13 protein-coding genes are annotated in these 21992 nt (G+C 40.0%); 8 read left to right on the forward strand and 5 right to left on the reverse strand.

Annotated features, from left to right (window positions below):
• Positions 1-211: 211 nt before the first annotated feature.
• The 5 genes from AB4153_RS01370 (at position 212) to AB4153_RS01390 (ending at position 9694) form a co-directional block, all read left to right on the forward strand.
• Positions 212-2326, forward strand: coding sequence for a TonB-dependent siderophore receptor (locus tag AB4153_RS01370; RefSeq protein WP_102528900.1), 2115 nt, complete (start codon positions 212-214; stop codon positions 2324-2326).
• Positions 2327-2729: 403 nt separating this feature from the next.
• Positions 2730-4112: a TolC family protein gene (locus AB4153_RS01375; protein ID WP_371996116.1), complete on the forward strand. Its 1383-nt coding sequence runs from the start codon at positions 2730-2732 to the stop codon at positions 4110-4112.
• 1 nt (position 4113) lies between these two features.
• Positions 4114-5379, forward strand: coding sequence for an efflux RND transporter periplasmic adaptor subunit (locus AB4153_RS01380; protein WP_371996117.1), 1266 nt, complete (start codon positions 4114-4116; stop codon positions 5377-5379).
• The gene (locus AB4153_RS01385) at positions 5376-8513 is read left to right on the forward strand and encodes an efflux RND transporter permease subunit (RefSeq protein WP_102526104.1); all 3138 of its coding nucleotides are present in this window, start codon (positions 5376-5378) and stop codon (positions 8511-8513) included. The genes AB4153_RS01380 and AB4153_RS01385 overlap by 4 nt, the downstream gene beginning before the upstream one ends.
• A gap of 410 nt (positions 8514-8923) precedes the next feature.
• Complete coding sequence (locus AB4153_RS01390; RefSeq protein WP_371996119.1) at positions 8924-9694, forward strand: outer membrane protein OmpK; 771 nt, start codon at positions 8924-8926, stop codon at positions 9692-9694.
• 196 nt (positions 9695-9890) lie between these two features.
• On the opposite strand, the gene AB4153_RS01395 is transcribed toward AB4153_RS01390, so the two are convergent.
• Positions 9891-11861, reverse strand: coding sequence for a BCCT family transporter (locus AB4153_RS01395; protein WP_371996120.1), 1971 nt, complete (start codon positions 11859-11861; stop codon positions 9891-9893).
• A 453-nt stretch (positions 11862-12314) separates the two neighbouring features.
• On the opposite strand from AB4153_RS01395, the gene AB4153_RS01400 reads away from it, so the two are divergent.
• On the forward strand, positions 12315-12824 hold the full coding sequence (locus tag AB4153_RS01400) for a type II secretion system protein (RefSeq protein WP_371996121.1): 510 nt from the start codon (positions 12315-12317) through the stop codon (positions 12822-12824).
• Between the two features lie 375 nt (positions 12825-13199).
• Here the strand turns inward: AB4153_RS01400 and AB4153_RS01405 are convergent, their stop codons facing one another.
• On the reverse strand, positions 13200-13709 hold the full coding sequence (locus AB4153_RS01405; RefSeq protein ID WP_102526110.1) for a prepilin-type N-terminal cleavage/methylation domain-containing protein: 510 nt from the start codon (positions 13707-13709) through the stop codon (positions 13200-13202).
• Between the two features lie 755 nt (positions 13710-14464).
• On the opposite strand from AB4153_RS01405, the gene secA2 reads away from it, so the two are divergent.
• Positions 14465-16792 carry an accessory Sec system translocase SecA2 gene (secA2, locus tag AB4153_RS01410; protein WP_371996122.1) on the forward strand — a complete coding sequence of 776 codons (2328 nt, stop codon included), beginning with the start codon at positions 14465-14467 and terminating at the stop codon, positions 16790-16792.
• Positions 16793-16977: 185 nt separating this feature from the next.
• On the opposite strand, the gene AB4153_RS01415 is transcribed toward secA2, so the two are convergent.
• The 3 genes from AB4153_RS01415 to AB4153_RS01430 all read right to left on the reverse strand — a co-directional run bounded on the left by AB4153_RS01415 (position 16978) and on the right by AB4153_RS01430 (position 20343).
• Positions 16978-17481: a hypothetical protein gene (locus tag AB4153_RS01415; protein ID WP_303513305.1), complete on the reverse strand. Its 504-nt coding sequence runs from the start codon at positions 17479-17481 to the stop codon at positions 16978-16980.
• A gap of 356 nt (positions 17482-17837) precedes the next feature.
• The gene (locus AB4153_RS01425) at positions 17838-19505 is read right to left on the reverse strand and encodes a serine hydrolase domain-containing protein (RefSeq protein ID WP_371996124.1); all 1668 of its coding nucleotides are present in this window, start codon (positions 19503-19505) and stop codon (positions 17838-17840) included.
• A gap of 508 nt (positions 19506-20013) precedes the next feature.
• Positions 20014-20343, reverse strand: a complete 330-nt coding sequence (locus AB4153_RS01430; protein ID WP_371996126.1) for a hypothetical protein — start codon at positions 20341-20343, stop codon at positions 20014-20016.
• Between the two features lie 492 nt (positions 20344-20835).
• On the opposite strand from AB4153_RS01430, the gene AB4153_RS01435 reads away from it, so the two are divergent.
• Positions 20836-21906: a DUF5694 domain-containing protein gene (locus AB4153_RS01435; RefSeq protein ID WP_371996127.1), complete on the forward strand. Its 1071-nt coding sequence runs from the start codon at positions 20836-20838 to the stop codon at positions 21904-21906.
• The last annotated feature ends 86 nt before the right edge of the window (positions 21907-21992 follow it).

Genomic DNA, 21992 nt, shown 5'->3' on the forward strand with positions numbered 1-21992 from the left:
TCAGGCAGGCAATGAACCTCATGTATTCGATTCCAGCCTATTGGCATTGAGTGACCTTATACCTCATGAACCCTAAAAAATTGAGGTATTAAATTAGTGCTTATTACTATGTAGCACTTACAGTGACAATTAATTCATGGACTAGCTTTGACGATTTAAATGATATGTTGTAACATCGCGCTTCAAATCAACCCCTCACAGAGAAAAGCACGTGAAAAAACAGCTTTTATGTTCACTAATTGTCATTTCTAATGGCGCGATAGCACAGGATAATATTAACCAAACGTCAGAAATGAATGATGATATTGAACGTATTGAGGTGAGAAGACATTGGCAGCCATATCGCGGTAATGTGCCATTGATTGATACACCACAAGCTGTCGATAGAATTAATGCTGACACGATAAAAAACGAGGGTATTACTCGTTTTATGGATGCCTTAGATTTTTCTCCAAGTATCGTAAGACAAAACAATTCTGGTGGCATGTTTGATAGCTTTGCTATTCGCGGTTTTTCTGGGGATGAAAACAATCCAACAGGTTACTTAGTGAATGGTTTTAATTCACGGGGTTATAACGGTAATAGAAACACCGCCAATATTGAAACCATTGAAGTAATGAAAGGACCAGGTTCGGCATTGTACGGTCAAGGTGAGCCAGGTGGTACCGTCAATATCGTTACTAAAAAGCCTCAGTTTGAAGAACAAGGCTATATTCAAGGGACTTTAGGTAACTACGATACTAAGCAAGTTGAGTTTGACCACACTAAAGGCATTAGTGATGATGTCGCTTACCGTATCAATGGTTTTTATGAAGATTCAGATACCTATCGCGATCATGTTGATGTTCAAAGCTTAAACTTAAGTCCGTCTCTTTTGTGGAATATTTCAGATGCCACTAGCTTAAGCTATGAAATGGAAATTCTCGATCAACGTAAGCCGTTAGAACGTGGTGTATACGTTTTAGATAATGACTTTGATGCTGTTGATACTTCGGCTTTTTATGGTGACACCAGAGATGGCGACCATACAGTTAAGGCACTAGGTCACCAATTATTATTAAATCATCAGCTTAATAATAATTGGCACTTATTAACCGGCTTAGCTTATCGAGATTCATCGTTTAAAGGACAGTCTTCAGATGCAGAGCTTTCTGACGGTCGCCAGTTGATTTATACCGATCCAAATACGCTATCAAGACAACGAAGAGAGCGTGACTATCAAGCGCAAGATTTGTCAGCGCGCTTCGAGATCAGTGGTGACGTAGAATTAGGAGGGTTTAAGAATAACCTTTTAGTTGGATTAGATTATTATAACTTCCAGTTAGACACTGATTACCGAGTATGGCGCACGGCTTGGGGCTCAGGTGACGATACTTATTCGATTGACCCGAACAACCCTGATTACACTATGTTTCAACCTGAAACATCACCAACGACACTGACATCAGAAGAGCAAACAGGTGTTGGTTTTTATGCGCAAGATTTGATTGAGTTAACCGATAAAGCAAAATTATTGTTGGGCTTCAGGGTTGATCGATTTAATCAGCAAATTTTGAACAAACTGGATAACGAAGAACACGAACAAGACCAAACTGAAGTGTCTTCGCGTTTTGGGTTTGTTTATGAATTAGGTGACAATATCAATGTGTACACCAGCTATGCAGAAGGGTTCAGACCGAACTCTGGTCTAGATTCAGACAGAAATGCCTTTGAACCTGAACAAACTAAGTCGTTTGAAGTGGGCCTTAAGTGGCAAAATGTCGCCGATAGATTTTCAGGTAGCCTCGCACTTTATGACGCAAGCAAAACCAATATGCTAACAGCGGAGCCTGATACTGGTTTATCTGCCACATTAGGTGAAGTAGAAAGTCAGGGCGTTGAATTTCAGCTGAGCACATTACTGACCGATGATACCAGTCTTGAACTCGCTTATGCTTATACGGATGCGAGAACTGCGAAAGACTTGATTGATAACGACTGGGGTGTGCCAATTCCTAAAGGCTCACGCTTAATCAACGTTGCAGAGCATGTCGGTCATGTTGCATTAAGACATTACACTGACATTATGGGTAAAGAAGCTTACTTTGGCGCCACGGTAAATTACGTTGGTGACCGTTTAGGTGAGACAACCGACCCTGACTATATTCTACCTGCATACACCTTAGTTAACTTATCTGCGGCGGTAGATTTAACCAGCAGATTTAGTCTGATGATTGATGTAAATAACTTATTTAATCAGCAGTATTTTGAAAGCTCGTACCATAAGTTATGGACTATGCCGGGTGAGCCGATTAATTTCACCGCGAGTGTTAAGTATCAGTTTTAATCGCTGCTTAGACTTGCTACTGCGTTGTTGAACTTCGGCAGTAGTCTTCATTGACAACAGTTAACATTAAAAAGCGACCCTAGGTCGCTTTTTTGTTGTCTTTAAAACGGACGGGGATATGTCATCATGACATTATTCATTCAATGTTATATCTAATTCCCTCCTACCTCTCAGCTAATTCTTTTCTCACTTTTCATCACACTATCATTAATGTATTGATGTATTGATGTATTGATGTATTGATGTATTGATGTTCATAGGCGGGTAACTAGAAGCGCTTTGTAAAGCTATGCAAAGTTATTGTTTGGCTATTTTCTTTAAAATGTGAACTATTTAGAATCAATTGCGTAACATCTAAATAATAATGAATTGCATAATAATAACGAAAATGGATTTCCAATTGATGAAAAGACATTTCACTAAAGTGGCTTTAGCAACTTCGCTGGTCATTTTGTCTGCTTGCACCAGCTCATCCTATGTCGATGAGCCTTTGGTTAAGCCGCAACTTCCTCCTTCTTGGCATACCGATGCTGAGTCGTTAAAAGACAATCAAAGTTGGGTAACACCAATAGCGACAGATCAGTTATTAGAATTTATCAGCATTGGCTTAAACACCAACCAAGCACTCATACAGCTAGCATTAGAAGTTGAGGTCAAAAAGCAGCAGCTCAATGTGAGCGATTCAAGCTTTTGGCCTGAGCTAAACCTTGGTGCGAATAGCTCCCGAAGTGGCGATAGTGATGCGTCTTCTAGTGCTAATAGCCTGAGTCTAAACTTAAGTTATGAACTCGATATCTGGGGTAAGTTATCTGATAACGCCAGAGCCTCAAAACTGAATTTATTAACCGCTGAAGCTAACTATCAGCAAGCAAGAGATGCTTTGGTGGCAGATTTGGTCATTGCCTATTATAAGGTAGTGACATCAAATGAATTAGTGAAGTTGTTTGAGCGCCGCACTGAAAATGCTCGCCTGAATTTTGAGATTATTGAATCAGGTTATCTGCAAGGCTTAAATGCCGCATTAGATGTCTACCTAACACAAAATGAATTTTATACTGAAAACTCCAATCTGCTATCCCAGCGCAGTCAGCGAAATCAAGATGTCAGAACCCTAGAGCGACTGTTAGGTGGCTATCCTGCGGGCAAATTATTGATTGATGAAAAACTACCATTGCTGCCACAAGGGATAAAAATTGGCGTGCCCAGTGAGTTAGTAAAACGCAAACCTGAGTTAAAAGCCGCTTGGTACCAACTGCTGTCGCAAGATGCGTTAGTGGCTTATACCCAAAAACAGCGATACCCATCATTGAGTTTAGGGGCCGATATTGGCACTGCCAGCAGTGACATTGCCAACTTATTAAGTGGTGACTACAGCTCATGGTCTGTGTTTGCAGGTATTACCGCACCTATTTTTAATGCGGGCCGATTAGCATCGCTCACAGAACAACAGAAATTAAAGCTGAAGCAGCAAGAGCAACAGTATCTCAGTACCTTGTTTAACGCTTTTGAACGGGTTGAGAACAACCTAGATTTAGATGCCAGTCTGCAGCAACAATATCACGCGACTTTAAAAGCTCAAGAAAATGCTATTCAAGCTGAAACGTTATCATTTGAGCAATACCAAGTGGGTCTAGTCAGCTATACCACTGTGTTGGATGCTCAAACGCGCGCCTTTGTTGCCCAAAGCTCAGTCATTAGCTTAAAAAACCAAATTATTGCCAACCGTATCGGACTGCACCTAGCTTTAGGTGGCGATCTGGATGCGAGTGTTACAGAAGAAGAATAATATGATGAATAAGAAATACCTTATCCCCGCAGGCATTATTGCGATTGCTATCGTCAGTATCATAGTGATTACTTCAAATCCACCAAGTAGCAAACGTGGTAAACCAATGGCTGTGGCAGCAATGTCGGTAGAAACACTGATAGTTAAACCGCAGGATTATCAGATTCAGGTGAGCAGCTTTGGCGTGGTAAAACCGCGTACCCAAAGTGTGTTAGTCACGCAAGCATCAGGGCAAATCTTATCTATTAGCCCTAACTTCCGTGAAGGTGGCTTTTTTGAAAAAGGGGAAGTGTTAGTCCAGCTTGATGACCGAGATTATCAAGCAGAAGTAAAAATTGCCGAATCTGGATTAATGCTGGCGAGACAACAATTGTTAGAAGAACAAGCCCGCACCAATCAGGCACTTGCAGATTGGCAGCGTCTTAGTAATGGCCGTGAGCCAACCTCATTAGTATTACGTGAGCCACAATTAGCCGCAGCGCGAGCGGCAATGTTATCTAATCAAGCGTCATTAGAGAAAGCCAATTTAGCACTAGAGCGAACTCATGTGGTCGCACCATTTTCAGGACGAATACTCGAAAAGCATGTTGATGTCGGCCGCGTAGTGTCAACCAATGGCCAGTTAGCCACTATTTACGCAACCGATTATGTTGAAATTCGCTTACCGATTAACAACAGCGATTTAGGTTTAGTTGAGCTCCCTGAGCAAGGTAAGAAAAGCGTTGCCAAAGTAAGTTTTGAGTCGGATTTAATTGGCTTGCAAAAGTGGGAAGGAGAACTTATTCGCACTGAAGGGGCCATCGACAGTAACTCGCAGCAGCTTTACGTTGTCGCGCAAATTGACGACCCATTTGTGTATCAAGCAAGTCAGCAAATGCCGCTTAAAATTGGACAATACTTGACAGCTAATATTGCCGGTAAAAAACTTAAGCAAGCGTTAGTTATTCCAACTAAAGCTATTTATCAAGGCGCTTATGTCTATGTGGTAAATGACGGCGTATTACTGCGCAGAGAAATCACCACAAGATGGCAAAACAGCCAAGACTCAGTAATTAGAGCAGGCTTGCAAAGTGGCGATGAATTGGTCACGACTTCCCTTGGTCAAGTGAGTTCTGGCACGCCAGTCTCAATCGTGGGCCAAACGAGTAAAGCCGCTCAGTCTGATAAAGGTGAACCTGGTCCGCGTCGAGGTGATAAGCCGCCTAAAGCTAAGCTAGTCGCAGAAAAGGCAGCAGATAAAGCGACCAAAGAGGAGCAACGACCATGATTGCTTGGTTTGCTAAAAACCATGTCGCAGCCAATTTGTTGATGCTGTTGCTACTGGTATTAGGTTTAGGTTCATTGTCTACGCAGATCCCGCTAGAGGTATTTCCAACGGTTGAATCTGAACGAATATCAGTAAGTGTTTCGCTGCGTGGAGCTACCCCTGAAGATGTCGAAAAAGGGGTGACAATTCGCATTGAAGAAGCGGTGCAAGATTTAGAAGGGATTGAAAAAATCACGTCGAGTTCATCTGAGTCATCCTCTCGGGTGACGATTGAGGTTGATAGTGGCTACGACCCTCGTGACATGTTGGCCGATATTAAAAGTAGAGTCGATGCGATTAATACCTTTCCTGCTGATGCTGAAAAACCTGTAATAGCGCTTGCCCAGCGAAAGCGTGAAGTGATTGCAGTGACGGTAACAGGTAAATACAGCGAAAAAGAAACCATTGAGTTTGCTGAAGTCGTGCGTGATGAATTACTGCGACTTGATGGCGTGACCCAAATGGATTTAAGCGGGGTGCGTAACTATGAGGTGTCGTTAGCATTATCGCAAAACAAGTTACGCCAATATAATTTAACCCTTAGTGAAGTGTCGCGGGCAATTAATGCCTCCAGTACCGATATCTCAGCGGGTAACTTAAAAACCCAAGGCGGCGATATTTTACTGCGCTCAAAAGGCCAAGCTTATTACAAAGATGAGTTTTCCAATATCGCGATTAAATCTGCTGCAGATGGCACCATTATTCGCTTAGGTGATATTGCTAATGTCGAAGATGGTTTTGAAGAAACCCCAGTAAGAACCCGTTTTAATGGCCAGCAGGCTGCCTTTATTGATGTCTATCGTATTGGCCAACAAAGTGCGATTGATGTTGCTGATCAGGTCAAAGGCTATATTGATTCACGTCAGGCAACACTGCCTGAAGGTTATGGCCTTAGCTACTGGGATGATGATTCTGAAATCGTTAAAAACCGTATTGCCACGTTAACAGGCAGTGCACTGCAGGGCGGTATTTTGGTTCTGCTATTGCTGACACTGTTTTTACGTCCTTCCATTGCGATTTGGGTGTTTATTGGTATTCCAGTGTCTTTTATGGGCGCCTTTATCTTTATGCCGTTTTTTGGTGTTTCATTAAACGTCATCAGTTTATTTGGTTTTATTCTGGTACTGGGTATTGTGGTCGATGATGCGATTGTGACCGGCGAGAATATTTATACTCATCTCAAGACTTCTCCCAATGGCGAACATGCGGCGATTTTGGGTACGCAAGAAGTGGCTGCGCCCGTGACCTTTGGTATTCTTACAACGATTACTGCCTTTTTACCTATGTTGTTTATCGAGGGGAATCGAGGGGCAATATTTGGCCAGATTGCGATTGTAGTTATCCCAGTTTTATTGTTCTCATTAATCGAGTCTAAGTTTGTTCTGCCTGCTCACCTAAAGTACATTAAACTGCGTAACGATAAGGACCAATACAATAAGTTTGAGGTGTTTCAGCAAAAATTCGCAGATGGGTTTGAACATGCAATTATTAAGTTTTATCAACCATTCTTGCGCATAGCGCTAAAGCATAAAACTGCTACGTTAAGTTTATTCCTGAGTATTTTGCTGATTATTGCAGCGTTACTGGCTACGGGCTGGACCAAGTTTACCTTCTTCCCGCGCATTCCCAGTGAAACGGTACGTCTTAACTTGACCATGCCAGCAGGCACCCCATTTGAGGTGACTAACGCACATATTATTGCTATTGCCGCTAAAGCTGAGGCGCTGCAAGAAAAGTATCGAGACGAAGATACGGGCGAGAGTGTGATCATTAATATTCTAGCGACCACAGGTGGCCGCGGTGGCACATCAAATGCGGGGGGCGTTCGTTTTGAAATCACCCCTGCAGAAAAGCGTGAGTCAGATATTACTTCACGGCAGTTACTAACTGAGTGGCGCCGTAGTGTCGGTGATATTCCGGGGGCGGAGTCTGTGACCTATCGCGCTGAAATCGGCCGAAGCTCTGATCCAATTGATGTGCAGTTAAGTGCGAATTCCCTTGAGACATTGCGAGAAATTGCCGACCAAGTGAAACAACACTTGAAAACCTATCCGACCGTATTTGATATTGCCGACAGTTTATCTAACGGTAAAGAAGAGCTGTTAATTGAGTTAACCGAGCAAGGTAAAGCCTTAGGCTTAACCCGTCAGGAAGTGTCAAGCCAAGTCAGAAGTTTCTATTTTGGCGCCGAAGTGCAACGTATACAACGTGGCCGTGATGATGTGCGGGTAATGTTACGTTTGCCATTGGATGAACGTCAGTCATTGGATGACCTTAAAAAGGTATTGATTACCACCAGTCAAGGCACACAAGTGCCGCTTGGCCATGTGGCGAAAATGACCTCAGGTAAAAGCCCATCTAGTATTCGAAGAATCGATCGCTATCGAGTGTTAAATGTCACTGCGGATGTGGATAAAGACAACACCAATATGACAGTGCTTCAAGCCGATCTTAAGGTCTATCTTGATGGTTTAGTGCAGCAATATCCTGGTGTGCGCCATTCGCTTGAAGGAGAAGCGCGTGAGCAACGAGACAGCTTTGGTTCATTGCAGTGGGGCTTAGTGTTTGTGTTGTTTATGATTTATAGCCTATTGGCGATACCGTTCAAATCATACATTCAGCCGCTAATTGTGATGAGTGTGATCCCCTTTGGTTTAATTGGTGCAGTACTCGGTCACTGGTTTATGGGATCGCCACTCACCATTTTCAGTATTTTAGGGATGCTTGCACTGGTAGGGGTTGTGGTTAATGACTCGTTAGTGCTGGTGGATTTTATCAATAAAAAACGTATTGAAGGTATGCCATTAGCCGAGGCGGTATTAACCGCAGGCACAAAACGATTTAGACCGGTTATGTTGACCAGTTTAACTACCTTTATTGGTCTGATGCCCTTGCTACTCGAAAAGTCTACCCAAGCGCAGTTCTTAATTCCAATGGCGATTTCACTAGGCTTCGGGATTATCTTTGCCACCTTTATCACCTTGATTTTGGTGCCAGTTAATTACCTTGTGGTTGAGCGATTAAAGGGTAATAAAGTGGATCACGCAAGTTTAGACCAGACGTTTGATGATGCTTTTGGTGTGGCTAAATCTTAGTTCTGCATATCGTATATATTGTACGTCGTATATCGCATAGGGCTAAATTAGTCTGAATGCCTATATTGGCGAAGACCCAAAAGGGGAACAGAGATTGTTCCCCTTTTTTGATCGTGTTAAACCAAACAATTATGCCGTTCGATTATTTAATTGGGTGGTTATCTATTACTTCTATTCAATATAGTATTTGATCAAAATTCTGTTTACTTTTGGTCTACTTATTTACTTGCCTGTTTATGCTTATCAAAACACACTTGTTATATTTTGGAGTATTTATCTACTTAAAAGTGACTAAGCTAAATGTCATAATAGTTGGAGCTGTTCTGAAATAAGGACAAAAGGTGTTTGCTGTTTTACATGCAAAATCATCACTGTATGTTTTACAAAACTTATATTTACAAGGACTTAATATGAAACGTTTTCTCGCCTTGATACTGCTTTGTCAGGCTCCTTTTGTTGCTGCAAATGACGCAACTTCAACAGAGATAGTCCATTGGCAAGATAATAGTTTGTCTTATCTGTATGGTGATAATTTTAAAGTGAACCCGAAAACCCAGCAAACGATCACATTTGAACATGCTAGTGGCTGGAATATCGGTGATTTGTTCATGTTTGTGGACTTTACTAAATATAATGGCGAAGAAGATTTTTTAAATGGCGAAACAACCTATTACGGTGAGTTCGCCCCACGTTTTAGCTTTAGCAAAATGTTAGATAAACCTGTAGAAATGGGTTTTGTAAAAGACGTATTAATTGCGACTACCGTGGAGTTTGGTGAAGGTGATGTTGAATCATTCTTAATTGGTGCAGGCTTTGATTTAGCGATTCCAGGTTTCGATTTTTTCCAATTAAATATGTATAAGCGTTTACCTGATGGCCGTGATGGCGATACATGGCAAATTACTCCAACATGGAAAATGAGTTGGCCTGTTGGCGAATCAACGATCGTATTTGATGGCTTTATTGATTGGGTAGTCGATTCTGATGGCAGCTATGAGAAAAACTTCCATTTTAACCCACAGCTAAAATATGACTTAGGCAAACAAGTAGGGTTAGGTGATAGCGCGTTACTAGTTGGTATTGAATATGATTATTGGAAGAATAAATACGGTATAAAAAGCAGTTCAGGCTTTGATACTGACCAAAGCGTAACTAGCTTACTCGTTAAATACCATTTCTAATGTCTGGATTAACTTATTACTTAACTTTATTGATAAAGATGTAATGAGTTCTGGCTGGTTATCACTTTCAATTTACCTATTCAGATAGCTAAAGTGACTGAAGTGTCGGTAGCCTGAATGTCACCTGCAAGCTGAATACTTGGGTTAAGCAATAGCGTCAGTATGAGTACATTCTCATACTGGCTTAGCTATCCGATTAGTCTGTTACTAACTCAGAATTAGATAGATGTTGGTAGTGCAGGTAACGTTCATATTGATTAATCACGTCAGCGATTATTTGCTCTTGGGTGTATCCCATCACATCATAATGTTGCCCGCCGTGCTCTAAAAATACTTCTACTCGGTAATAATCCTGCTCGCTAGCAAAGCCTTCGATATCAGCGCCATTCATTGTAAATGCGCGAATACGCAAACCATAAGCAAACTGTAATGCTTCATTGTTACCAATCAATAACCGCACCCGTTTATCATGCTGAGTAATAACAGCAGGGGTATTGTTGGCTAAAAATATTTTTACCACTTCTTCTAAGCCAGGCTTAGCAACAGTATTCAAGAATTGTTGCGCATCCTCTTTACTGGGGTGAGACACCAATATATTGACTCGTTCTTTCCAACTTATGCTAGTTTTGGCAAATTGAACCCCAGTATGGTGTTGCTGCACGCTTTCAAGTTTTAAGCGATCATCTTGCAAGGCTTTATATAAACCAATACACATCAAAAGCATGACAATCATAATGGGCAGCGCACTGGCAATGGCAGCTGTTTGTAGTGCTTGTAACCCCCCAGCCAGTAATAATACGCTGGCAACAACCCCTTGTAATATGGCCCAGAATACACGTTGGCCTGCGGGTGATTGCTCATTGCCGCCTGAGGTTAAATTATCAATCACTAACGAACCAGAATCAGACGAAGTAATAAAGAAAGTTACCACCAAGAAAATGGCTAACACTGATAATGCGGTCGAAAATGGTAGATGCTCAAAAAATCTAAACAAGGCTACTGACACATCACTTGATACGGCTTCAGATAGATAGGTTGCGCCTTGGTTTCTGATTAGGTCGATGGCGCTATTACCAAATACCGTCATCCACAGGAATGTCACCCCAGTAGGGAAAAATAACACCCCAGCGATAAACTCACGAATGGTACGGCCACGACTGACTCGAGCAATGAAGGTACCGACAAATGGCGACCATGAAATCCACCACCCCCAGTACAATAATGTCCAGCCACCTAACCAATCATCTTTTTGCTCATAGGCATATAGATTAAAGGTTTTTCCAACAATATCGCTTAAATAGCCCCCGGTATTTTGCACAAATGCTTGCAGTAACATCACGGTCGGGCCGAGCAGTAAAACCGCAGTTAACAGTAGCAAGGCCAGCGTGAGGTTGAGTACACTTAAGCGTTTAACGCCTTTGTCTAAGCCTGCAAAAACAGAGAGTGTTGCGATAGCGGTGATCATCATAATGATAATCACCTGCACTGTTGGGTTATTTGGCACCCCATCAAATAAATAACTTAAGCCTGAATTAACTTGCAGCACGCCAAAACCTAAAGAGGTGGCGACACCAAACATGGTGCCGAGCACCGCAAACGTATCAACGGCATGGCCGATAGGGCCGTAAATGCGCTCTCCAATTAAAGGATATAACGCAGACCGAGGCAGTAAGGGTAATTTATGACGGTATGAGAAGTACGCTAGGCTAAGTGCCACAACGGCATAAATCGCCCAAATATGAATACCATAATGATAAAAGGTAATATTCAAGGCTTCTTTAGCGGCTTCCAGTGTCTCAGGTGTTGCATCAGGTGGCGCGAGATAATGCATCACGGGTTCAGCAACGCCAAAAAACATTAATCCAATTCCCATGCCGGCAGAAAACAACATCGAGGCCCAGCTTTTAAAGCTGTAATCAGGGACGGAGTGATCAGGACCTAGTTTGATATCTCCGAAACGGCTGACCATGACAAAGATGATAAAGATAAGGAATATCGCGACCCCAACAATATACAACCATCCTGCTTTGACTTCTAAATAGCTTTGAATGGATTTGAAAAAGATGCTGGCTTGCTCTGGCCAAACCGCACAGATAAATACCATGACAAATATAAGCAGCACAGAAGGGAAGAAAACCGGAGGATAAATACTCGATTTCTTAAACATGATTGGGACCTGTATATGGGGTTATGAACGCTGAGACTTATTGTTAACACAAGCTAAGTATAGGCATGTTCTAATCGATTGCGGCTAAAGCAATCATTTATTGGGTAATTCGCACACTCAAAGGGACAACGGGTTTAGGGGGAGAGCAAGATAAACTCGTGTCGTTTAGGGCTAACAAATTTTTAGGGTGCGCAGTGTAACAGCTTGTTAGGGGAAGTGTGAAAAAGTTGAAGGAGGTCTGACTTTGATCTCACGAATTATGCACCTACTCATTCAATCTCTGGTTGATGCTATTTTATTTATTGGGTTTTAAATTAAGTTTACTCTGCCTTGGGGCCCTCCTGACACATCCAAGTACCCCATATGGAATATTGTTTATTCCATATGGAATAAGGCCTTTTGACGACATGTATCGAGTTATAATTTATTTATTCTTATTTTTCGGACTGTTACATGAGCAAAAAACTACGTGGCTTTACTTTAATTGAACTTGTTGTCGTGATTATTATTTTAGGTATTTTAGCTGTTTATGCAGCGCCTAAATTTATCAACCTTCAACGCGATGCACGTATTAGTGCTTTAAATGGTCTAAAAGGCGCAATTCATTCTAACGATTCGCTATATTTTGCTGCTGCAGCAATAGAAGGTGAAGAAAAATCACCTGCTTATGATACTCCTGAAGGGATATCGCTATTCTACGGCATTGTGCATGACTATGAATTCGAGATGTGGAGCAATCAAGCTGAATCAATGGATTTAGATAAGAGTGAGTGGGCGGGTGGTCAAGGTGTAAGCCCAGATAATGCATATGTGATTACGTTTGCTAATAATGTGGGAACTGTGGATAACGAATATGATGCGCCTAGAGCACTAACATCTTGTTATTTAAGATATGGCGTTGATCTTGATAATGTAAATCGAGTAGCGACTAAAACATTAACTCTAGTCGATGATGACTGTTAAAATAGCCTAACTGTGAATTGGGCAAAGGCTTATATCATCGCATTCTTCCTGCATGAGTTACTGAGAGAGATAACACAATCCTCTCCGCTGATTCTAAGCCTAGCCCTAATCCTAATCCTAATCCTAATTCTAACCCTAGCCCTAAACATTAGTTATTTAGCCTGAGTCGTTATGGTCAGGCTCTGATCCATTAATTCTCAATTTTTACACCCTGAAAGCTGAGAAAGTCGCTCTTGTAGAGTTTTAGACTTTCATTAATTAATTTATTTAACGCACTCGGACACTTACAACATGGAATCATCTAGCGTCTGACTTCATTTGAATTAATAAAGTTTAGGTTTAGTTTACTCTGACTTACTTATTCCTATTCCAGTTCTAACATTTAGTAGAATCAGTTGTTATTTGATAACTTGGTAACTCAGTCGTACTTTTAGCTTGTTTATATGTCAATTTACAGGTTGCAGGTGCGCCTTTTTGCCATATATATGCATCGCCATTACCATCAGCGTAAATAGTCCATTCAGCATTATTATTATGAGTGATGGTTGGATCTGTACTGGATGTGGCATGATTAAACTCTACATCTAGTACATTTTCTAAATCAGAGTTGGTGGCAAGCACATAACCGTACGCGGTAAAGAGTACTTCACCAGTACCAATATCTAAATCTGTGTTGAGGGCGGATTTTTCTACTCCTGCTAAACTTGCTTTAGAATAAACAAGTGCATTGGCACTTTGAATTGCGCCTTTCATTCCTGCAAGAGAACTGACTCTAGCATCACCTTGTAAATTGAGAAATTTTGGCGCAGCGACGGTAGCGAGTATGCCTAGAATAATGATGACGACGACTAATTCAATTAGCGTAAAACCTTGTTGATTTTTCATTGTTAATACCTTTGCTATCTTCATAGCTGAAACTGGCTTTACAGTGACTCTATAAAGCGAAGATGAAAGCTCTCCTAGCGTTTATTATTCAAATTAAATACATAAATTTTAAAATGAGTAAGGCATATCCTATATTAGAGTTTAAGCTCTAATTGTTAGGTTGCGCTTTTTTTGTTCAATCTTCAAATGAATTAATGTTAATTTTTAAACGTTAGGGGTAATAATTAACTTTTCATGTGAAATTCATTTGTCGTTGACTTTGTATAGAAAAATTGGAAATTTGAATTACATTTTACTTGTTTCATATAGACTTGTAGCCAAAGAGGTTAAGTTTACTCTGATCCATTTATTCTATTTGTTGCGGCCTTAATGGCGGAGAAAGTCGTGGCGCTTCGCCCATACTGGACGAAAGGAAAACAACAACATTTCCCTTTTAGCTTCTTGCATCAAACGTCTTGCCATCCCCATTGATACAGCATTCACCTTATTGGGTCCGACCTAATTTGAATTGATGAGTTTTAGATTAAGTTGCTCTTGCCAATCACTCTACACACCGACTCTACCCACTTACTTTCAACTTATTTACTTTAAAGTTTTCTTTATTAATTGGAAACAAAATCATTGCTTTAGGAGTTATTTTAGGTGCGGTAGTTAGCATTGAATAGATTGTAAAACAAGGATTTAAAGGCTTTTGACTTGAATTAAGCCTTTCCACAACCAATATATAATTTAAGCATAAACAAACAGGTGGAAGTATGTTTAAAAGGGTTATGGAAAAACTGCAAAGGTCATCGATTGAATCCGACCTTAAACCGTTTAAGAGAACGTTGACACAAATAGACTCCTTCAGCGAGACATTGAAATCGCTTTGTGATGATGAACTCAAAGCACAGCTACAATCACTGTGTGCTTCTATTTCCCCGCCAATGAATATACCCACTCAAGTTAAAATTTTTGCTTTTGTGTCAGAAATATCAAACAGACGATTAGGCATGAGGCCCTTCGATAGCCAAATGTTGGCAGGGTTAGCATTACATGACGGTTATATTGTCGATATGAAAACCGGGGAAGGTAAAACATTGGCCGCAGCTGCCCCCGTTATTGTTAACGCATTAGCTGGCCGCAAAGTTCACGTACTCACCTTTAATGACTATCTGGCTAAACGAGACAGTCACTTTTTACAGCCTCTCTATCATTTTTTTGGTTTGAGCGTGGATATGATCCAAGCTGGCATGTCGGGTAAACAACGCAAAAAAGCTCATGCCTGCGACATTGTTTATGCCACAGCCCGAGAAGTTGGCTTTGATTATTTACGTGATCAATTGGTGCATTATAAACAGCAAAAAGTATTGTCGGGATTAGATGTTGCCATTGTTGATGAAGCCGATTCGATTCTAATTGACGAAGCCCGTATTCCTCTGGTTATTTCAGGTGATATCCACCAAAACAATGATCAACTGACGCACATTGCGACGGTAATTAAACAATTAGACAAAACAAACGATTATGCGGTCGATGAATTTAGCACCTCTGTTCATTTGACGGACAGCGGCAGTCGTAAAATAGAGCAACAATTTGGCTGTGAAAACCTATTTGATATCGATAATTTGCCCTTGCTGACCAGCGTCAATCTAGCACTGCACGTCGAGGTTTTGCTGGTCAAAGACATAGATTACATAGTTAAAGACAACAGCATCAAACTGGTTGATGAATTCACAGGTAGAATTGCCGAAAAGCACCGCTGGCCTGATGGTATGCAATCGGCATTGGAATCCAAAGAAGGTCTGCCAGTCAAAAAGGAAGGTCAAACCCTAGGTTCGATCACCTTGCAACATTTGATGTGTTTGTTTAAGAAAGTGAGCGGCATGACCGGCACCGCGGTGTTGGCAGCGCAAGAGCTTGAGCAGTTATACCAATTAAAAACCTGTGTTATTCCACCGCGTAAACCCTGCATTAGAATAGACAAGCCAGATCGGGTGTTCAGTACAAAAACCGAAAAAACCATTGCCATTTGCAATGAAATATCCTTGATTCAACGTACTGGGCAACCTGTTTTAGTGGGCACGCCCAATGTCCGTGAGTCTGAAAACTTATGTGCTTTGTTAGTTGAAAAAGGGATTGAGTGTTGTCTGCTCAATGCTAAAAATGATGAGCAGGAAGCCCAAATAATTGCTCAGGCAGGTGCTTTTGGGGCCGTTACCATCTGTACCAACTTGGCCGGACGCGGCACAGATATTTTACTGGGGGCAAAAGACACTGCAAGCAATATACAAGTAAAAAAGGCAGGTGGCCTGCATATTATCGGCACTAGCCGATTTGAGTCGAGACGGATTGATGATCAATTACGGGGACGGGCGGCAAGGCAAGGCGAGCCAGGGTCTTCGCAATATTTTGTCAGCCTTGAAGACAAATTATTTAATCACTTGGGGCATGATGGCTTGTTGTCTGGGAAAAGTGACACAGGGGAGTTGCTATCTAATGCCCGTATAAGCAAAAAAATTGCCCACGGCCAGCGAGTACTAGAAGGCGCGAATCTTGATAGACGCAAAGCGTTGTACAAATACAGTGATTTGGTTGAACAACAAAGGCAAATGATCCACCAACTACGAAATGACATTTTACTGGGGGATGGGGCTGAGCAGTTTAAAAGCAAAGTCACACCGCGTTGGCAAAATCTCAGTACAGTCGTGAGCGATGAAAAGCTCAATGAAGCCCTGAATATTGTAGTTATGCACGCCATCGACAAGCTATGGGTCCAGCATTTGTCTGAGATTGACTATATCAAAGAAGGTATTAATTTAGTGGGGACGGCGGGCTCCAGTTTTATGTTAAGTGGTAACGAGCCTTACCATGTGTTTATCCAGCAGGTGCAGCAAGTTTTTGAACAATTATTGGCGGAATTAAAAACTGTGGTGGTTGATTTGTTCAATAACCTTGCCATAGACGAAAACGGCATTAACCCCAACAGTGAATTATTTGCAATGACAAAATCGACCTCATCTTATGTGGTCGCCGATAATCCATTTGACGCTGTAGACAGACAGTTTATAGCCAATATATGGAAGAAATTGAAGTTAGCATAAAATTTATTGGAGGTAGAGAAACTAACTCAGTTTTTGGGAACATGTTGGGGTAAATGAATATTTTGCGTCAGAATATACAAACTCAAACACCGCTGCACTCTCCAATATTCCCATTTGCGATTAAGTTAACTCTGCTCGACTTCTTCTGATTTTTAATTTACTACAAGCAGAGGTAGGGTCGTTAATTATTCCACATAATAATACCAATTCAATGACAGCAGATTAGAGCTACGTTTGAGATTAGGTTTAATAAAATTGTTTATAATTCCTATACTAGGATTATAAACATAATAAACTTCATCTTTAATATCTTCATAAGGAACAAAAATCATACATTTATTTGTAACCCTAACCAAAGCTTCATCAACAGCTAGCTTAATCAGATTTTTATCGAGAGTTCTAAACATGCTTAATGTCACTTCATCTAGCTTCTCAGAAGTAACATCAAAAAAAGCATTATTACTATAGTCATTATTTAATGCAGTATTATAGTTATCCTCTCTCTTTTTTATATCACCAACTTTGTAATTAAAATTAGATTTAACTTCATTTTGAATCGCGCAGCCAATAACTGATAATTTCTTAAAATTAATTTCATTGTCAAAATAATTCTTCTCTACGTCATCAAAATTAACCTCCATGCAGCTTTGCAGAGTTAACATGCATAACAGTAAAATTGATTTTTTCATAGATTAGCCTTCCATTATTACAAAGCCTATTGAGACGTTTAATCTTTCCCCCAAACACTTTACTTTCAATGCTACGTCCAAGCCCTGTGATTGAAAGAGAGCCACCATTTATTAAGCTTTCGATTATACAGAATAAACTTTATCAACGAGTTTTATGCATTAATGGCATTTAATCGTGGTGACTTTTGTTTGGCGGTAAATTTGAACACCAAATGGCATGAATGTTCCATTCTTTTTTAATGTTTTGTTTTTAAAAATTATTTCGTGAAGGGAGTCAGGCTTTACCCCCACTTATTCATGACCCACTTTTTCATGAACGGATCAGGTTCAGATTAATTTTGTTATGTTCTACTCATTCACGGTGTAATCAAGACTTTTTCAAACTGGACATGTTTAACTCGATTTGAGGACATTTCGAATCCACTGATCACACCCTCGTGGTCTCTTACGATATTGATGACGCCAAGGTTGGGACTGACCAGCATGTCTGGTTGTGTTGCATTAAGTTGTGAAACCTGGCGGTTGCCTATAAAGAGCTGTAGCTCACCATCAACTACCTTGATGTGATAATTGACCATTAGTGCTTCACTGTGAAAGCTTCCCGTAAATTGGACTAATTGATCACTAGTGTAATTGGCAGGCGTGTACTCATCACATATAAAAGGTTCTCGGCCATTCACCGAGACTGACATTTGGTTGCTTTTTGGCATAAAAGTCATAATGACGTTGGCTTTTACGCCCATTAGCTTAAACTGGTTTTCGGAAAAAGCTGCTAAATCGAATTCTCTATTAGGGGAGGGCGATAACTTTAATTTTCCTTCTTTAATATACACTTGACGCGAATCATTTCTATCTTTGCTCCAATAGTGACCAGAAAAGTCCTTTAGCTGATCAACGTTAAGCTCAACAAACTGCGGCGTACTTTCAACTTCTTTTTCATAGAATTGGCTTAAATATAGATCGGCTACTTGACGGGCTAAACCTGTTGAATAAGCATCTTCTCTATTCGCAAGAACAATGACTGAAAATTGTTGTTCTGGAAATCTAATCAAGTTTGATTTAAAACCGCCAAACCACCCTGCATGGTCTATTTGTTTAAGCCCTTTATAATCACTTATACGTAGACCTGAAGCATATTCAAGATGCTCACCGTTATTGAGTTTTCCGACGGTTGTCATCATTTCCCAAAAGTTTTTATCAAGCACTTTTTGTTGATAAAACTCATCGTCCCATTTTTTCAAATCTTCTACGGTAGTCAAAATGCCGCCATCACCAATAAGATCCAATGTTGACATGTTAATTTCGAATTCAGGTCCAGAGAAGGGGGTATATCCATAGGCTTTATTTTTAACAATATGGTTATGATTATTATGGAACAGAGTACTTTGCATCTTCAGTGGCTTAAAAATTTCGTTGTCAGCGAATAAGGCCATTGAAGTACCTGTTACCTTTTGCACTATTTGTCCAAGCAGCCAATAACCTGAATTACTGTATAAAAACTCCTCCCCAGGGGTGAAATTAAGTGATGGCTGAGTGGTTAACCACTCCATGACGTTCGTGTCATCATAGTAATCATCAGCTCTAAAACCTTTTAATTCTGTAAGATTAAAATAATCTCTCATTCCACTGGTGTGATGGAGTAAATGTTTTACGGTGATGCCTTTTGCATAATCTGGAAACTCAGGAAAGAAAGAGTAGAGCGAATCGTTTAAATTCAATTTTTTCTGCTGCGCTAACAAAAGGATCGTAGCAGCAGTGAATTGCTTTGAGGTCGATGCAATTCTATAAACGGTAGCTGGAGTATTAGGGACTGAGTGTTCGATATTGGCTAGGCCATATCCTCTACTGTAAATGAGTTTTCCCTCTTTAATTACTGCAACAGTGCCACCAGGCTGGTCATCTTGCTCCCAGTCGGAAAAAATACTATCAATATCCTGCTCACTAGGAGCGGCGCTAACATTGGGGGGAAATGCAGAAATAGCAATATAAACACTAACGAGGATTAATGGTTTTATTTTTAGCAATTTAAACTCCATTTTAAAATTACATGTACTCTTTTAGTCCACAGTATCCTATTTTTGTTCAAAATACTTGCAAGTGGACATTCCTATTGGGACTTACAATGCCTTGTTTCTCATACGCTATAAAACTGAGAAAGACGCTCTTGTAGAGTTATAGGATTTCAACTAAAAAGTCATTACGTTACTTTTTACAATGGGTGGTATGTTAAGTGTTTACGGGGGATTATTTAGCATCAGACTGAATTTGAATAGCAAAGAGTCATAAAAGGTCATCGCAATCCAAGTAGAAGTTGTTATTTTACTTTTTAACAATGAGTGGCATGTTAAGTTATATTGTTTCTCTCGCCATCTTCAATGAAACAAACTCTTTGGAAATAGCATTGATGCTTCTAAATTGGTACCACTGCAACCCGCATATCAACAACGAACACACAATAAAGCTGATAACGGGAAGCAGAAGCAATGAGATTAATGGGTCTGCTAAATTAAGTAACATCATTAAATCCATTTATTAGTCCTCATTACTGACTAATGCTGTATCTGACTCTGTTACTGATTCAGTCAACTCAAGAGAAGTACTTAGCTCAAATAGTTGCTCTGCGATGTGACTTTGCAGATTCAAAGTAATTTCTTGTTTCGCAGTTTGTAGCATTTCTGTGGTTGCTTCAGTAAAACGTGTTTCTAATGCACTTACGACATCAGCACTACTCAATTCGTTCGCTTGAGCGCCAATACTTGCTGTTGCAATAACGGCAATTAACGCTAATTTTTTAAATGTACGGTTAGTTTTTGTAGATGCTGAGCGAGTGACTAAATTTGTATTTGAGCTTGAGTTAAACATGGTGTCTTCCTTTTCAATTATGGGGTACACCTAGGTTATTACAAGCTGCGTGCCAAGTTTTGTGGTTATCACTTAAGGGCTTGATTTAAAGTTATTTAAAATAGTTTTAATCAAAATAAAATCATAAATAAATTAAATCATATTCAACTGCGACTGTGTAATAAATGAACAATTCGTCGTTTTAACCACCTAAGTAGTGAGTTTAGCTAACTCTTAATTGGCAAACCGCAAATACAAAAAAATAGCTTAATCAGTGGTGATATTATTAGGGTGGAAAGTGACATCTGAAATATGTTGGATCAGAGTAAACTAAATCCAAACACGTAGCAGTCTCCAATACTTTTTAATAATGGGTGGCATGTTAAGTTTTGTTGTCGATAATAATAAAAGTATATCCCAACGAAAGGTAAGTTGTTAAAAATTGTAATATTTTTCTATTATGGTATGTTCTTTTTTCATTATTAGAGTGAGTTGAAGGTTAAGGATAACAGAATGATAAGAGTCATTTTTGCAGCTCTGGTTTTATTACCTAGCTTGGTAAATGCAAAGCAAGATATACAAAGTCTAAATGCACGTGTTAAACAGAAGACTGAGGTAATGGTCTTAGGAACGATGCATTTAAAAAGTATTAAAGAAGAGATCGACCTGTCTGAAATTAGAGGTTATTTAGGTAAGTTTAAACCAACAGCGATTGCAGTCGAATCACTTCGAGGTGAAGATATTTTTACAATGCTTAATGGCTCTGTTGAATATCATGAAACTTTAACAAGCTTTGTGGGTGATGAACTACTTGGTATCGCAAAAAAAGAACAATCATCATTAGGACTTTCTGCCACTGAAGCAATACAGAAAATGAAACAGTTTGAAATAGTAAATAATTTGTCCGATGAAAAGCGAATCGAACTTATAAGACTATCTATTGCAGGCTACTACCCTGATACCGCAACACTACACTGGTTAAAATTAACAGAAAATGACACTTCTCAATTGTCCTCAGATTTAAAAGCCTATCTTAATGCGCGTGCTACAAAAAATAATGAAACACTCAATATCGCAATTAACTTAGCGTTAAGTGAGGGCATAAATACGATCTACCCTATTGATGACCATCTTGATAAAGATATGTATCAAGACATGGTTAAAAGGTTAATGCCATCTTATAGTAAATCCCAAGCAGGAAATGAACTTCAAAAAAGTACGTTTATAACTAAATCTCAAGCTTTGCAAAAACACGCAATACAAACAGGGGATTGGCTGCCTTTATATCTTTGGTTGAATAGCCCTGAACAAAGCTCTCAAGTTATTGGGCAAGAGTGGAGTATGTTTGTTGATAAAGATTTAGATGTTGAACCTGCGTTAGCTAGAGTTGCTTTATGGGAAGTTAGAAACCTAAATATGGTGTCTCACATCATGAGAGTGGTAGCGAATGAGGTTGGAGGACGAATTGTCATTATTGTAGGTGCATCTCATCGGGTATTTTTCGAAGAATACCTTTCAAAAATGATAGGTGTTGAAGTAATACCATTTTCTGACTATGTAACTGAATATGTTGGGTCAGAGTAAACAAACTCAAACACCGCTGCAGTCTCCAATATTATCCATTCCAATTTGCGATTAAGTTTACTCTGCCCCTGACGAATCCCCACGAA

Source organism: Shewanella sp. 10N.286.52.E4, from assembly GCF_041468785.1.
GTDB lineage: Bacteria > Pseudomonadota > Gammaproteobacteria > Enterobacterales > Shewanellaceae > Shewanella > Shewanella electrodiphila.